Below are 15,601 nucleotides of genomic sequence, written 5' to 3'. Positions count from 1 at the left end.
CGGCAGCAGCGGCACCAGCGGCACCAGCGGCCGCGAAGGCCGCCGTGCCCACGCCCGCCGCCGGCACCGCGCCCGCGCCCGCAACTTCGATGGCCAAACCGGCGACGCCCGGCGCCGCGGCGCCGGCCACCACCGCATCGGTCGGCGCGGCCGGGCAGGTGTGGGTCAACAAGACCTCCAAGGTCTACCATTGCGCCGGCTCGCGCTGGTACGGCAAGACCAAGGACGGCGCCTACATGAGCGAGTCGCAGGCCACCGCGCAGGGCTTCCACGCGGATCACGGCAAGGCATGCGGCTGAGGCCGCCGGAGAAATGGCGATGCATCTGATCTGGGTAGTCCTGATTGGCTTCCTGGCCGGCCTGGTGGCGCGCATGCTGACGCCCGGGCGCGGGCCGCGCGGTTTCATCCTGACGTCCGTGCTCGGCATCATCGGTTCGGTTGCCGCGACCTTCCTCGGCCAGGCGCTCGGCTGGTACCGGCCCGGGCAGTCGGCTGGCTTCGTCGGCGCCGTACTGGGCGCGGTGATCCTGCTGGTGCTGTACCACCTGGCGACCAGACGCGACTGACCGTGGCATGAAGCCCGGCAGGCCGTGCGTGCAGAGGCGCGCACGGCGCCGTTGCCTGCGCGCGCCGCGCGCGTTCACGTGGTGGTTCACGTAAGCTGTCCACCTGCCTTCGCGCACTTTCGTGCATTCGTCGCTTCCGACGATGCGTGCCGCGCCGTCATCCCCGAATCTCCATACCACGCCGGACCGGCCGCATCGCGGCCCGCCGGACCTGCGCATCCGCCCCGCCGCATCGCTCGCGCCGGCGCGGATGCTTTCGCAAGAGACAAGACAACGTGGAGACGAGATGAAACTCGATGCATCGGTAACGGCAGTGATCACCGGAGGCGCCTCGGGCCTGGGCGAGGCAACGGCGCGCGCGCTGGCGGCGCAGGGTGTGCGCGTGGCGCTGTTCGACATGAACGCGGAGAAGGGCGAGGCGGTCGCACGCGAACTGGGCGGCGTGTTCTGCCAGGTCAACGTGACGTCGGAGGCCGAGGTCGAAGCCGGCTTCGCCAAGGCGCGCGCCGCGCTGGGGCAGGAACGCATCCTGGTCAACTGCGCGGGCACCGGCGGCGCCATCAAGACGGCATCGCGCTCGAAGGAAGCGCCGGACCAGATCAAGTTCTTCCCCACCGATGCGTTCGAGCGCATCATCCAGATCAACCTGATCGGCTCGTTCCGCTGCCTGACGCGCTCGGCCGCCGGCATGCTCACGCTGGACGCGCGCGACGGCGACCGCGGCGTGATCATCAACACGTCATCCGTGGCCGCGCAGGACGGCCAGATGGGCCAGGCCGCGTATTCCGCCTCCAAGGCCGGCGTGGTCGGCATGACGCTGCCCATCGCGCGCGACCTGTCCGGCGAAGGCATCCGCGTCAACACCATCATGCCCGGCATCTTCAACACGCCGCTGCTGCAGGGCGCGCAGGAACACGTCAAGGCGGCGCTGGCAGCCTCGGTGCCGTTCCCCAAGCGGCTGGGCCAGCCGGAGGAGTTCGCCTCGCTCGCACTGGAGATGTGCCGCAACAGCTATCTCAACGGCGAATCGGTGCGGCTCGACGGTGCCATCCGCATGGCGCCGCGCTGAGCGGGCGCATCCCGCAGAAGCATAGAAGCGCGGAAGCCCGACGCGCGCATGCGGCAAGACCGAGAGAAGGAGATGCCGATGGATTTCAGTTACCTGACCACCCTGCCGCACGCCGTGCGTCATTTCGCGCAGCGGCGGCCAGACGCGGTAGCCTATTCCTTCGAGGGCAGGCTCACCACCTATGCCGAGTTCGACCGGCACACCGACAGCGTGGCCCAGGCGCTGGCGGCCGCCGGCATCGGGCCGGGCGACCGCATCGGCTATGTTGGCAAGAACTGCGACCATTACTTCGAACTGCTGCTGGGCGCGGCCAAGATCGGCGCGGTGATGGCGCCGGCGAGCTGGCGCCTGGCGCCGCCCGAAGTGGGCTTTATCGTCGGCCACGCCGATGCCGTGCTGCTGTTCGTCGGGCCGGAATCGGCGCAGACCATGCGCACGCTGCTGCCTGCGCTGCCGCTGGTGCGCGGCGTGATCGCCATGGAGGGCGGCGAGCCGGACTGGCCGGCCTACCTCGCCTGGCGCGACGCGCATGCGCCGGTGCCACCGGCGCACCGGCCCGCGGCGCATGACGTGGTGCTGCAGCTCTATACCTCCGGCACCACCGGCCGCCCCAAGGGCGCCATGCTGACCCACCGCAACCTCACCGCCGGCACCGAGGCCAGCGAGCGCGAAGACATCACATGGTCGCGCTGGACCGACGACGATGTCTCGCTGGTGGCGATGCCGGTGGCGCATATCGGTGGCTCGGGCTGGGGTTTGCGCAACCTGCTGGCGGGCGCCAAGGGCGTGGTCGCGCGCGAGTTCGATCCCGCCGCGGTGCTGGACTATTTCGAGCGCGAGCGCATCAGCAAGCTGTTCCTGGTACCCGCCGCGATGCAGTTCGTGCTGCGCGACCCGCGTGCGCGCAGCGTCGACTACTCGCGCCTGAAGACGCTGCTCTACGGGGCCGCGCCGATTCCCGCGGCGTTGCTGCGCGAGGGCATCGAAGTCTTCAAGTGCGGCTTCGCCCAGCAGTACGGCATGACGGAGACCACCGGCACCGTGGTGGCGTTGCCGCCCGAAGACCACACCACCGACGACGTGCCGCGCATGCGTGCCGCCGGCAAGCCGCTGCCCGGCGTGGAAGTGGTGGTGGTGGACTGGGAAGGCCGGCGCCTGCCGCCCGGTGAAGTGGGCGAGCTGATGATCCGCTCGCCGCAGAACATGGCAGGCTACTGGAAGCAGCCCGACGAGACCGCGCGCACCATCGATGCCGATGGCTGGCTGCGCACCGGCGACGCCGGCTACCTCGACGCCGAGGGCTATGTCTACATCCACGACCGGGTCAAGGACATGATCATCAGCGGCGGCGAGAACGTCTACCCGGCCGAGGTCGAAAGCGCCATCTACGGCCATCCGCAGGTGGCGGACGTGGCGGTGATCGGCGTGCCCGACGAGAAGTGGGGCGAGGCGGTCAAGGCCATCGTCGTGCCGCGTCCCGGCCAGTCGCCCGACCGCGACAGCATCGTGGCCTGGGCGCGCGAGCGGCTGGCCGGCTTCAAGGTGCCCAAGAGCATCGAGTTCGTCGATGCCTTGCCGCGCAATCCCTCGGGCAAGCTGCTGCGCCGGAAACTGCGCGAGCCGTACTGGGAGGGGTACAGCAGGCGAGTCAACTGAGGCGTCAACTGAAGAGTCAGCTGAAGAGTCAGCTGAAGAGTCAACCGAGCGACGGGGGTGTGACGCTGCGCCCCCGCTTCACGTCATCCTTATGTCACCCGCTTGAAACGTCCGCGGAACACGTTACGTAACGCGTAACGCGAAACGGCCGCGGCAGCCAGGCCGGCAGGCCTGCGGTGCCGGTCCCGGCACCTGCGCCGCAGGCCCCACCGCCTTCCCCCAATGCCTTGCGCCAGGGCCCGGCCCGCACGATGCGCTAGAGTCCCAACACCTGCTTGGCGATGATATTGCGCTGGATCTCGTTGGAGCCGGCGTAGATCGATGCCTTGCGGTAATTGAAGTAGCGCGGCGCCAGCGGCGCGGCATACTCCGGCCCCGCCGCGGGTCCGGCGTCGCGGCCCTGCTGCGCGGCCCAGCCGTCCTGCACGAAGGGCAGCGCGTACGGCCCGGCGGCTTCCACCGCCAGTTCGCTGATGGCCTGGATGGTTTCGGTGCCGACCAGCTTGAGCATGCTGGACGCCGCGCCGATCGAGGTGCCGGACGCCACGCCGGAGAACAGCCGCAGCTCGCTGGCTTCGAGCGCGGCCGCGCGCACGTGGAGTTCGGCCAGCTTGCGGCGGAAGGCGGGATCGTCGAGCAGGCGGCCGCCATCGTCGGCGGCCTCGCTGGCGGCGATGCCGGCCACCTTGGCCAGCTGCTGGCGCAGCATGGGCCCGTAGCTGCCGCCGCGCTCGAACTCGAGCAGGTACTTGGCATAGGTCCAGCCAAGCCCTTCCTCGCCGATGCGGTTCTCCACCGGCACCCGCACGTTCTCGAAGAACACCTGGTTTACTTCCTGCTGGCCGGCCACCGGGCCGTCCAGCGTAGGCAGCGGCGCCACCGTGATGCCCGGCGTGCGCATGTCCACCAGCACGAAGGAGATGCCGTCCTGGCGGCGCGCGTCGCGGCTGGTGCGCACCAGGCAGAACATCCAGTCGGCCCACTGCGCATGCGTGGTCCAGATCTTCGAGCCGTTGAGCAGGTAGTGATCGCCATCGCCGTCGGTGGCGCGGTCGGCGCGCATCTGCAGCGAGGCCAGGTCGGAGCCGGAATTGGGCTCCGAATAGCCCTGGCACCACCAGATGTCCGAGCTGAGGATCGGCGGCAGGAATTTCGCCTTCTGCTCTGGCGTGCCGTATTTCATGATCACCGGCGCCACCATCTTCAGGCCCATCGGCGACACGGTCGGGCAGCCCGCGGCGGCGGTCTCGGCCTGGAACAGGTAGCGCTGGGCGGGAGTCCAGCCGGGCCCGCCGTATTGCTCGGGCCAGTTTGGCGCGGCCCAGCCGCGCGCGTGCAGCTTCTTCTGCCAGCGCACCTGGCCTGCCTTGTCGAGATAGCCGTTCTTGCTGCGCGCCATCAGTGCCTTGAGGCCGTCGTCGTAGGCCTCCGCGATCCAGGCGCGGACCTCGTCGCGGAACTGCAGCTCTTGCGGGGAGAAATCGAGATTCATGGGGTCAGCCTCGGATGGCGTTGGTCAGGCGGCGGCGGGGTGCGCGGGGTACAGCAGGTCGGCGTAGCGGCGCAGGTGGTGATCTGCCGAGCCGAACTGCAGGTCGATGGCCGTGACGCGCTTGAAGTAATGGCCCACCGCGAGTTCCTCGGTCACACCCATGCCGCCGTGGATCTGCACCGCGGCCTGGCCGACCAGCTTGCCGGCCTGCCCGGCATGCGCCTTGGCCGCGCTGGCGGCCAGTGCGCGCCGCTGCGGGTCCGCGCCGGCCTGCATGGCGGCCACCTGGGTCAGCGCGACGGCCTGCTCGAGCTGCACGTACATGTCGGCCATGCGGTGCTGCAGCACCTGGAAGGTGGCGATCGGCACGCCGAACTGCTTGCGCTGGCGCGCGTAGTCCACGGTGTCGCCGAGCATGCGGCTCATGGCGCCGCCGGCTTCGGCGCACAGCGCCACCGCGGCCTCGTCGGACAGGCGCTCGATCAGCGCCAGCGCCTGGCCTTCTGCGCCGAGCAGGGCATCGTCCGGCACGAAGACATTGTCCAGGCGGACCTCGGCGGCGCGCGCTCCGTCCACGGTGGGATAGGCCTGCAGCGCGACCCCCGGCGTGTCGCGGGGGAGCCAGAACAGGCTGATGCCGGCGCGCTCGCGCCGAGTGCCGCCGGTGCGCGCGCTGACCACCAGGTGCGTGGCCCACGGCGCGGCCACCACCACCGCCTTGTGGCCGCTCAGGCGCCAGCCGCCCTGCGCGCGCACGGCGGTACTCTGCACGTCGTGCAGGCAGTAGCGGCTGCGTGGCTCGGCATGCGCCCATGCCACGGTGGCTTCGCCGCCGATGATGGCGGGCAGCCACTGCGCGGCGAGCGCTTCGTTGCCGTGCAGCAAGGCGCCGCCGCCGAGCACCACCGTGGACAGGTAGGGTTCCACCACCAGGTGGCGGCCGAATTGCTCCATCACGATCATGTGCTCGACCGCGCCGCCGCCAAGACCGCCGAAGCGCTCGGGAAAACCCGCGCCCAGCAGGCCAAGCTCCTGCGCCAGCGCCTTCCAGCACGCGGGCCGCCAGCCGGCCGGCGAGCGTACCGCGGCCTGCCTTGCCTCGAAGCCGTAGTGATCGGCCAGGTAGCGCGCGAGCGTGTCGCGCAGCATTGATTGTTCTTCGCTGAATTGGAAATCCACCTTGGGTCCTCGGCGCGGTTGCGGGGTGGCAACCATTATGCGAAGGGCCGCCGCGGTCGCATCGTCGGATGCGACGAATCACCCGCCGCGCGCCGCGCGTTTTTTTGCGGCGCTGCACCAGCGCGCGTTCGTCGCTTCCGACGATGTTCGCGCAAGGCGCCTGTCCCGACAATGGCGCAAGCCATGCCGGCGCCACGCGGTCCCGCTGCGCCAAGCCGGCCATCACGACACTCCAGGAGGGGCAGTCATGCATCCGCATGTTCACGCGCAGCGCTCGCCGGACAAGCCGGCCATCATCATGGCCGGCGGCACCGTGGTCACCTACCGCGAACTCGACGAACGCTCCAACCAGGTGGCGCGGCTGTTCCGCGACCACGGGCTGCAGCCCGGCGACCGGGTCGCCTTCCTGCTGGAGAACCACCCGCGCCTGTTCGAGCTGTGCTGGGGCGCGCAGCGCTCGGGCCTGATCTACGTGTGCATCAGCACCCGCCTCAATGTGGACGACGCGGCGCACATCGTGAACGACAGCGGCGCCAGGATGCTGGTCACCTCGCGCTCGCAGGCCGAGGTCGCGCAGGGACTGGCGGCCAAGGCGCCGGCGCTCGGCACGTGCCTGATGATGGGGGGCACCGCGCCGGGCTTCGCCGCCTACGAGACCACGCTGGCGCAGTATCCCGGCTGGCGCATCGACGACGAATGCGCCGGCACCGACATGCTCTATTCCTCCGGCACCACCGGTCGCCCCAAGGGCGTGTTCACGCCGCCAGCCAGCCAGCAGATCGACGTGGCGGGCTCGCTGGTGCTGATGTGCCAGTCGCTCTACGGCTTCGGCCCCGACATGCGCTACCTCTCGCCCGCGCCGCTGTACCATGCCGCGCCGCTGCGCTACAACATGGCCGTGCAGCAGCTCGGCGGCACCTCGGTGGTGATGGAGCACTTCGATGCCGAGACCTTCCTCGCGCTGCTGGCCCGGCACCGCATCACCCACACCCAGGTCGTGCCGACCATGTTCTCGCGCATGCTCAAGCTGCCCGAGGCCGTGCGCCGCCGCTACGACGTCTCCACGCTGCGCTTCGCCGTGCATGCCGCCGCGCCGTGCCCGGTCGCGGTCAAGGAGCAGATGATCGACTGGTGGGGCCCCATCATCTGGGAGTACTACGCCGGCACCGAGGGCAACGGCTCCACCGCAGTCGGCTCGGCCGACTGGCTCGCCCACAAGGGTACGGTCGGCCGCGCCTCGATCGGCGAACTGCGCATCTGCGAGGACGGCGGCGCGGTGCTGCCGCCGGGCGAGCCCGGCACCATCTATTTCGCCGGCGGGCGCCAGTTCGTCTATCACAACGATCCCGGCAAGACCGCACAGTCGCGCCACCCGGCGCACAGCGACTGGACCACGCTGGGCGACGTGGGCTACGTGGACGAGGAGGGCTTTCTCTACCTGACCGACCGCAAGGCCAACATGATCATCTCCGGCGGCGTCAACATCTACCCGCAGGAGGCGGAGAACCTGCTGATGACCCATCCCAAGGTCATGGACGTGGCGGTGATCGGCGTGCCCAATGAAGACTTCGGCGAGGAGGTCAAGGCGGTGGTGCAGCCGCTGGACATGACGCTGGCCGGGCCGGCGCTGGCCGAGGAGCTGATCGCGTTCTGCCGCGACAACCTGTCGGGCATCAAATGCCCGCGCTCGGTGGATTTCGCCGCGGAGCTGCCGCGCCTGCCCACCGGCAAGCTGGTCAAGCGGCTGCTGCGCGACCGCTACTGGGCCGGGCGGGAGAACAAGCTGGTGTAGATCGCGCCGGAGCCGCCGGCGTTGCCTGACGTTTTTCCCTCCCTCGCCCCCGAGCCCGCTCCCGCAAGCGGGAGAGCGGAGAAATGCACCGGCATGCGCGGCGTCACCGTTGAAGGCGCGCCGGCAGCCTTGCCGGCGTTTACGCCATAATCGGCCGTTCGATCCCTGGCGCATGCGGCGCCAGCAGCCGGCAACCATAAGCCGGAGCGGATCGCGCGGCATCCGCAGCCAGGGTGCCGCCGCCAACAGGAAGACACGGCGAATGGCCACAATCGAGGAGACCAGCGCGGGACAGCAAGGCGCGGCCCGCGCCGCCACACTGGTGGCGAAGCTGCGCCCGCCCATGCTGACCCCGTTTCAGGTGGAGCGCCGCGCCATCTGCGAGGCGGTGTGCGCGGCCGGCTTCGTCAAGCTGGTGCTGGTGCGCGCGCCGGCCGGTTTCGGCAAGACCACCGCCATGCTGCAATGCCGCGCGCGCCTGGATGCCGGCGGCATGGCGACCGCCTGGCTGACGCTGGACCGCGCGGACAACGACGCCACGCGCTTTCTCGGCTCGCTCGAAGCGGCTTTCGAGCAAGTGCTGCGCAAGGCCGGCGCGCCGCAGGCCGCGGCGCTGGCCGCGCCGCTGTCGCCGGGCGAGCATGCGCTCGCGCTGATCGATCGCATGGCCGCGCACGACCGGCCCTTCACGCTGTTCCTGGATGATTTCGAGGCCGTGCAGAACCCTGCCGTGGCGGGGCTGGTGTGGCAGGTGGTGGAACAGCTGCCGCCGGGCGGCCGCCTGGTGATCGGCACGCGCTGGGTGCCGGAGTCCGGCCTGGCCCGGCTGCGCGCGCGCGGCGAGCTGCTGGAGATCGAGCCGGCGCAGCTGCGCTTCACCGCCGAGGAGACCGACGCCTTCCTGCGCGGCGCGCGCGGCCTCTCGCTGCAGCCGGCGGCGGTGTCTACGCTGCACCGGCGCACCGAAGGGTGGGCCACCGCGCTGTGGCTGGCCTCGGTCGCGCTGGAGCGGCGCGGGCCGCCCGATGCCTTCATCGCCGGCTTCTCGGGCTCCAACGCGGCCATCGCCGATTACCTGGTCGAAGACGTCTACCTGCACCTGCCTGAGGCCGTGCGCGCCTTCCTGCTGCGCACCTCCATCCTCGACCAGCTCAGCGGGCCGCTGTGCGACGCCGTGTGCGGCACCACCGACAGCGATGACATCCTGGCCTGGCTGGAGCGCGCCAACCTGTTCGTGATGCCGCTCGACGGCGAGCGCCATGGCGGCAGCGCGGACAGCCCGGCGCAGGCCGGCACGCGCTGGTATCGCTATCACAGCCTGTTCTCCAGCTTCCTGCGCGCGCAGCTCCACCAGGTCATGCCGGCCGAAGTGCCGGCGCTGCAGATGGCGGCTTCGCGCTGGTACGAGGCGCAGGGCCGGCCGGTGCCGGCCATCGAGCATGCGCTGGCTGCCGGCGCCGTGGCCCATGCGCTGCCGCTGCTGGCGGACAGCGTGGACGACCTGCTGGCCCAGGGCCGCATGCGCCTGCTGACGCGCTGGCTGGACGCGGTGCCGCCCGGGGAGATGGCAGCCTGGCCGAAGCTGCAGATCGCGCATGTGTGGGCGCTGTCGTTTACGCGCGGCCCGGCCGATGCCATCGCGCTGCTGCAGACCATCCCGCTGGACGGCGCCGAAGGCGACCTGCGCGCCCATGTGCGCGCGCTGCGCCATATGCTGCTCAACATGATGGACCGCTTCGACGAGGCGCGCGCCTGCAGCCGCGACGACCCGCTGCCGCTGCCCATGGGCTACCCCTTCCCGGACTCCATCCTCGCCACCTCGATGGCGCGCATGGCCGCGGTCATGGGCGACTACCGCGAGGCGCGCCGCCTGCTGGGCCTGGCCCGCCAGGTGGTGCGCGGCTCCGACAGCAATTTCAACAAGATCTTCTCGGAGTCGGTCGAAGGGCTGATCGACCTGCGCCAGGGGCGCCTGCAGCAGGCGCTGGCGCGCTTTCGCATTGCCGCCAGCACCATGCTGCCCAACCGCTACGGGCCCACCAACGGCAACGCCATGGCCTGCATCCTGCTGGCCGAGGCGCTCTACGAGATCAACGACCGCGAGCGCGCCGAGCGCCTGCTCAACGTCTACGTGCCGCTGGCGCGCGACCTCGGCCTGCCGGACCAGATCATCAGCGGCCATACGGTGCTGGCACGCATCGCCTGCGAGCGCGGCGACATCGACGGCGCGCACGAATGGCTGGCCGCGCTCGAACATCTGGGCCACCACCGCGGCCTGCCGCGCCTGGTGCAGGGCGCCATGCTCGAGCGCGCGCGCCTGGCCTTGCTGCAGGGCAACGGCCATGCCGCCGGCGAGGCGATCCAGCACGCCGCGGACCCGGCGCTGTGGCGCAGCCGCCCCGGCGCCGGCGCGGTCAGTTCCTTCGCCAACGATGTGGAAGACGTGGCCATGGGCCGCCTGCGCCTGGCGGCGTTCGCCGAGCCTGCCGCCGCCACCTGCGAAGCCATCGCGGCGGAGCTGGCCGCGGCCGGGCACGCCCAGCTGATGCGGCGCGCGCTCAAGCTGCGCGTACTGCTGGCGCTGGCCTGCCAGCGCTGCGGCGATAGCGCCCGGGCCCAGCAGGTCATGGGCGACGCCCTGCGCTTCGGTGCGGCGGAAGGATTTATCCGGATCTTCGCCGACGAGGGCGCGCCGGCCCGCCGCCTGGCGGCCGACGCCTGCACGCGTGCCGGCATCGCGTTGCCCGCTGCCTATGTGGAGCGGCTGCTGCAAGCTTGCGGCGGTGCGCCCGACGCGGCCGGCACGGCCGATTGCGCCGCCCGGCAGGCCCGCCGCGACCTGCTCGAGCCGCTCACGCCCAAGGAGCAGAAGGTGCTGCAGTTGCTGGCCGAAGGCTTCTCCAACGTCGCCATGGCCGAGCGCCTGTTCGTCTCGGAGACCACGGTGCGCACGCACTTGCGCAATATCAGCGCCAAGCTGCGCGCCAGCAACCGCACGCAGGCGGTGGCCATCGCCCGGCAACTGGGACTGCTGTAGGGCACGCCACGCGCGCGTCGCGCGGCCGGCCCCGGCCGCGCCATAGCACACCGCTGCCACACCGCTGCCACACCGCTGCCACACCGGTGCCACACCCCACTTCGCGGCACGCCACGCCCGTTGCCGCTGCCGTACACTACGTGCCGTCCCCGGCGCGCCGGGGACGTGTCCGGCGCCGAGCCAAGCACCGGATGCAAAGCGCACACGCGCGCCGGGGATGGTCTGCGCACCAGCGGAACGAACGGAATGCAGGCAGGCGGCATCCCTGGTCAATACAAAAAACAACAGACAAGGAGTGAAGGATGTCCCCAGACCTCAGCGCCGACGCGCTCGAAGGGCAGGCCCGCACGCCGTTCCTGTCCAAGGAGCGGATCGTCGCGGCCCCCGGTTTCAATCGCTGGCTGGTGCCGCCCGCGGCATTGGCGATCCACCTGTGCATCGGCATGGCCTACGGCTTCTCGGTGTTCTGGCTGCCGCTGTCGCGCGCCATCGGCATCGCCGAGCCGCTGCGCTGCGGCGCCGATGTCGGTTTCCTGCAGGAACTGTTCGTCACCGGCTGCGACTGGAAGGTCTCCACGCTGGGCTGGATGTACACGCTGTTCTTCGTGCTGCTGGGCAGCTCGGCCGCGATCTGGGGCGGCTGGCTGGAACGCGCCGGCCCGCGCAAGGCCGGCGTGGTCAGCGCGCTGTGCTGGTGCGGCGGCATGCTGATCTCGGCGCTGGGCATCCACCTGCACCAGTTCTGGCTGATGCTGCTGGGGTCGGGCGTGATCGGCGGCATCGGGCTCGGGCTGGGCTATATCTCGCCGGTCAGCACGCTGATCAAATGGTTCCCGGACAAGCGCGGCATGGCCACCGGCATGGCCATCATGGGCTTCGGCGGCGGCGCGATGATCGGCTCCCCGCTGGCGGCCGAGTTGATGGCGAAGTTCGCGTCGCCTGCCAGCGTAGGGGTGGCGCAGACCTTCACCGTGATGGCGGTGGTCTACTTCGTGTTCATGATGGGCGGCGCACTGTCCTACCGCGTGCCGCCTACCGGCTGGACCCCGGCGGGCTGGACCGCGCCCGCCAGCCGTGCGGCCAATGCCATGATCACGGCGCACCATGTGCATGTGAAGCGCGTGTGGGGCATACCGCAGTTCTGGCTGGTCTGGATGGTGCTGTGCATGAACGTGTCGGCCGGCATCGGCGTGATCGGCATGGCCAGTCCCATGCTGCAGGAAGTCTTCGGCGGCAGCCTGATCGGCGTGGCCGGGCGCTTCGGTGAACTCGGCAAGAGCCAGCTGGCCGCCATCGCCGTGGTGGCGGCGGGCTTCACCGCGCTGCTGAGCCTGTTCAATATCGGCGGACGCTTCGTCTGGGCCAGCCTGTCCGACAAGCTCGGCCGCAAGATGACGTATATGGTGTTCTTCGTGCTGGGCGGCCTGCTGTACGCGAGCATCCCCACGCTGGCGGCCAGCGGCCAGAAGCTGCTGTTCGTGGGCGCGGTCTGCGTGATCGTCAGCATGTACGGCGGCGGCTTCGCCACCGTGCCGGCCTACCTGGCCGACCTGTTCGGCACGCAGATGGTCGGCGCCATCCACGGCCGCCTGCTCACCGCTTGGGCCACGGCCGGCATCCTGGGCCCGGTGGTGGTCAACTACATGCGCGACTACCAGCTCGGCCTCGGCCTGCCGCGCGAGCAGGTCTACAACCAGACCATGTACATCCTCGTCGGCATGTTGTTCATCGGCCTGGTGTGCAACCTGCTGGTGCGCCCGGTCAATCCCAAGTACTTCATGACCGAGGCCGAGCTGGCCGAGGAAAAGCGCCTGGCGCATGACCGCGCGCAGGCCGTCACGGGCGGCCCGGTCGCGCGTCCCGGCGGGCAGGCCGGCGGCGGCGTGGCCTGGCTGGCGTGGGCCGCCGTGTGCGTGCCGCTGGCCTGGGGTATCTACCGTACGGCGCTGAGCGTCGCGACGTTCTTCCATTGAACGGAGCCGGCGGCCGCCCGTTCAGGGTGTGCCGCCCGGCAGCAGGGCCACGGCGGTGTCGCGCGGCGCGGCGCTCCGGGGTTTGCCGCCGCCTTCCGCCCCGTGGTCGTTCTCCTCCTCCTCTTCTTCTTCCTCCTCTTCACCATCGTCCGCGTCGATGCCGGTCAGCGCCGGCGGCACGCCCGTGCGCGCGCCCCACGCGTAGATGCACAGGGCGATTGCGGCGACCAGCGCAGTGTCCCAGGGATGGGCGACCACGCCGGTCCCGCCGAAGTCTCCCAGGTACGACGCCAGCATGATCAGCACATAGAAGGCGATCAGCCAGAGCGAGCTGCGCACCTGCTGGCGCAGCCCGACCCGCTGGGTCGGCACGGCACGCCAGCACAGCAGGTAGGCCGCGAACATCGCGATCTGCAGGCCGAGCAGCCACGACACCGTCCCCCAGCCAGACCAGTACACGATTAGCGCCGCGACGATGAAGGAGACCGGCCCCAGCAGCGCCAGGCCCTTGACGCGAAACGGCCGGTGCAGCCCGGGCGCATTGCGCCGCAGCGCGGCCACGGTGACCGGGGCAATGGCGTAGCTGAGCACCAGCGCGGCGGACACCACATTGATCATGGCTTCCCATGAGGGGAACGGCAGCGTCCAGAACACCGACAGCGCGAAGGTCAGCCACAGCGCGGGGCGCGGGATGCCGGAGGCGGCGTCGATGCGTGTGAACAGCTTGAAGAACGTGCCGCCGCGCGCCCAGCCGTACACCACGCGCGGCGTGGCGTTCATGTAGATGTTGCCGGTGCCGCTGGGGGAGATGACCGCATCGGACACCACCAGGACGGCCAGCCAGCCGATGCCGAGCGCCAGCGCGATGTCGTGGTAAGGCAGCGCGAAGGCCTTGCCCATGCCGGCCCAGCCCTGCGCCACGGTGGCGGCCGGCACGCCGCCCAGGAAGGCTAGCTGCAGCAGCACGTAGATCAGCGTGGAAAGCAGGACCGAGAGAATCAGCGCGATGGGGATGGTGCGCTGGGGCGAGCGCACTTCGCTGGCCACCGAGATGATCGGCGTGAGGCCGAGATACGCGAAGATGATGCCGCCCGCGGACACCGCGGCCTGGACGCCGGACAGGCCGAACGGCGCGAAGCCGTGCGCCTGCAGGTTGGCCGGCTCGAAATGCGTGAACAGCACCACGATGACCAGCAGCGGCACCAGGAACTTGAATATGCTGATCACGTTGTTGGCGCGCGCGAAGGTCTTGACGCTGTAGTAGTTGAGCGCGAAGAACAGGCACAGCATCAGCAGTTGTACCGTCCAGCCGGCCAGCGTGGGACTGCTCGACCCCGGCTGGCTCAGCCACGGGAACCACGCGGCGGCATACTGGCGCGCGGCCACCACCTCGATCGCGATCAGGCTGGAGAAGGCGATCAGCGTGATCAGTCCCATCAGGTAGCCCAGCAGCGGGCCGTGCGAGAACACCGGGTAGCGGATGATGCCGCCAGCGCGCGGCAGCGCCGCGCCGAGCTCGCAATAGACGATGCCGAGCAGCAGCACGGCGAAGCCGCCCAGCAGCCAGGAAAGGATGCCGGCGGGGCCGGCGATGGCGGATACATGGCTGGCCGCGAACAGCCAGCCGGAACCGAAGATGGCGCCCAGGCCGATAAACGTGAGATCGGTCAGGGAGAGTTGCCGTTTGAACTTGCCTTGCACTGGGGGCATATGGGCTCCTGTGGCATCGGTAAGAAGGGCCGCCGCGCACGCCGGCCGCGGCGGCGCATGCGGGAAGCCGCCGGCGCTGCCGGCGGTGGCGGCGGTGGCGGATTTCGCGGGTTGCCGCTGCCGCGGCGGCGCTCAGAGCCCCACGTCGGGCAGCGCGGGTCGGGTGGCCAGGGCCAGCCCGACCACGGCTTCGACATGCGCGCGCGCCTCCCCCTGCAGTGCCAGGCGCGGCGGGCGCGTGACGGCGCTGCCGCGGCCGGCCAGCGCCTCGCACAGCTTGATGCATTGCACGAGGTCGGGACGCGCGTCCAGGTGCAGCAGCGGCATGAACCAGCGGTACAGCGCCAGCGCCTCGTCATGGCGCCGCTGCATGGCCAGCCGGAACAGCGTCTCGCCTTCCTTCGGGAACGCATTGGACATGCCGGAGACCCAGCCCTCGGCGCCCACGGCGATGCTCTCGAGCACCACGTCGTCGAGCCCGGCAAACAGCACGAAACGGTCGCCCACGGCGTTGCGCAGATCGGTGAAGCGGCGCGTGTCGCCGGACGAGTCCTTGAAGCAGACGATGTTCTCGCAGTCGGCCAGGGAAACCAGGATGTCGGGCGTGATGTCGCTGCGGTAGGCCAGCGGATTGTTGTAGATCATCACCGGCAGGTCGGTGGCGGTGGCGATGCTGCGCAGGTGCGCCGCCGCTTCGTGCGGCTGGGCGGAGTAGACCAGCGCCGGCATCACCATGACGCCGTCCACGCCGGCCCGTGCCGCCTCGGCCACCATGTCGCGCGCGAAGGCCGTGGTCAGCTCGGCGATGCCCGCGATCACGGGCACGCGCCCCCCCGCGGCGTCCCTGGCGGCCTCCATTACCTCGATCTTCTCGCGCGCGCTCAGCGAGGTGTTCTCGCCCACGGTGCCGCACACCACGAGCCCCGATACACCGTCCTCCACCAGGTTGCACATCACCTTGTGGGTCGCCTCGATATCCAGCGTGCAGTCCGCCTCGAACTGCGTGCTGACGGCGGGGAACACACCGCTCCAGTGCGGCTTGCCGCGGGTTGTCTTGCTGCTCATCGTGTCGTCTCCTGTGGTTGGCATGGGAGCGGCGCCATCAGGGCGCCGCCCGGGAATCAGC

9 protein-coding genes and 2 pseudogenes are annotated in these 15,601 nt (G+C 70.4%); 7 read left to right on the top strand and 4 right to left on the bottom strand.

The window, feature by feature from the left end:
• The 4 genes and pseudogenes from AC1DK4_RS35245 to AC1DK4_RS35230 form a co-directional block, all read left to right on the top strand.
• Positions 1-299 (top strand): annotated as a pseudogene (locus AC1DK4_RS35245) (signal peptide protein); the annotation flags it as partial.
• 19 nt (positions 300-318) lie between these two features.
• The gene (locus tag AC1DK4_RS35240) at positions 319-567 is read left to right on the top strand and encodes a GlsB/YeaQ/YmgE family stress response membrane protein (RefSeq protein WP_441621622.1); all 249 of its coding nucleotides are present in this window, start codon (positions 319-321) and stop codon (positions 565-567) included.
• Between the two features lie 286 nt (positions 568-853).
• Positions 854-1,636 (top strand): SDR family NAD(P)-dependent oxidoreductase, encoded by a 783-nt coding sequence (locus tag AC1DK4_RS35235; RefSeq protein WP_441650413.1) that lies wholly within the window; start codon positions 854-856, stop codon positions 1,634-1,636.
• Positions 1,637-1,714: 78 nt separating this feature from the next.
• Entirely contained in the window at positions 1,715-3,292 is a 1,578-nt protein-coding gene (locus AC1DK4_RS35230; protein WP_441650412.1) for a fatty acid--CoA ligase, read from the top strand.
• Between the two features lie 256 nt (positions 3,293-3,548).
• On the opposite strand, the gene AC1DK4_RS35225 is transcribed toward AC1DK4_RS35230, so the two are convergent.
• Together AC1DK4_RS35225 and AC1DK4_RS35220 are read right to left on the bottom strand one after the other, a co-directional pair.
• Positions 3,549-4,784 (bottom strand): acyl-CoA dehydrogenase family protein, encoded by a 1,236-nt coding sequence (locus AC1DK4_RS35225; protein WP_441621616.1) that lies wholly within the window; start codon positions 4,782-4,784, stop codon positions 3,549-3,551.
• A 24-nt stretch (positions 4,785-4,808) separates the two neighbouring features.
• Positions 4,809-5,963, bottom strand: a complete 1,155-nt coding sequence (locus AC1DK4_RS35220; protein WP_441650411.1) for an acyl-CoA dehydrogenase family protein — start codon at positions 5,961-5,963, stop codon at positions 4,809-4,811.
• A 247-nt stretch (positions 5,964-6,210) separates the two neighbouring features.
• Here AC1DK4_RS35220 and AC1DK4_RS35215 point away from each other — a divergent pair, with 247 nt between their 5' ends.
• The 3 genes from AC1DK4_RS35215 to AC1DK4_RS35205 all read left to right on the top strand — a co-directional run bounded on the left by AC1DK4_RS35215 (position 6,211) and on the right by AC1DK4_RS35205 (position 12,765).
• A complete protein-coding gene (locus AC1DK4_RS35215; protein ID WP_441650410.1) occupies positions 6,211-7,755 on the top strand; it encodes an AMP-binding protein in 1,545 nt (514 codons plus the stop codon).
• Positions 7,756-8,017: 262 nt separating this feature from the next.
• Positions 8,018-10,792 (top strand): winged helix-turn-helix domain-containing protein, encoded by a 2,775-nt coding sequence (locus AC1DK4_RS35210; RefSeq protein WP_441650409.1) that lies wholly within the window; start codon positions 8,018-8,020, stop codon positions 10,790-10,792.
• A 302-nt stretch (positions 10,793-11,094) separates the two neighbouring features.
• Positions 11,095-12,765 (top strand): OFA family MFS transporter, encoded by a 1,671-nt coding sequence (locus AC1DK4_RS35205; RefSeq protein WP_441650408.1) that lies wholly within the window; start codon positions 11,095-11,097, stop codon positions 12,763-12,765.
• A gap of 144 nt (positions 12,766-12,909) precedes the next feature.
• Here the strand turns inward: AC1DK4_RS35205 and AC1DK4_RS35200 are convergent.
• Both AC1DK4_RS35200 and AC1DK4_RS35195 read right to left on the bottom strand, forming a co-directional pair.
• Positions 12,910-14,475, bottom strand: a pseudogene (locus AC1DK4_RS35200) (APC family permease); the annotation flags it as partial.
• A gap of 132 nt (positions 14,476-14,607) precedes the next feature.
• A complete protein-coding gene (locus AC1DK4_RS35195) occupies positions 14,608-15,540 on the bottom strand; it encodes a dihydrodipicolinate synthase family protein (protein WP_477116870.1) in 933 nt (310 codons plus the stop codon).
• Between the last annotated feature and the right edge of the window lie 61 nt (positions 15,541-15,601).

The organism is Cupriavidus sp. 05N38, from assembly GCF_056397345.1.
This window is presented reverse-complemented; position numbering and strand designations above follow the sequence as displayed.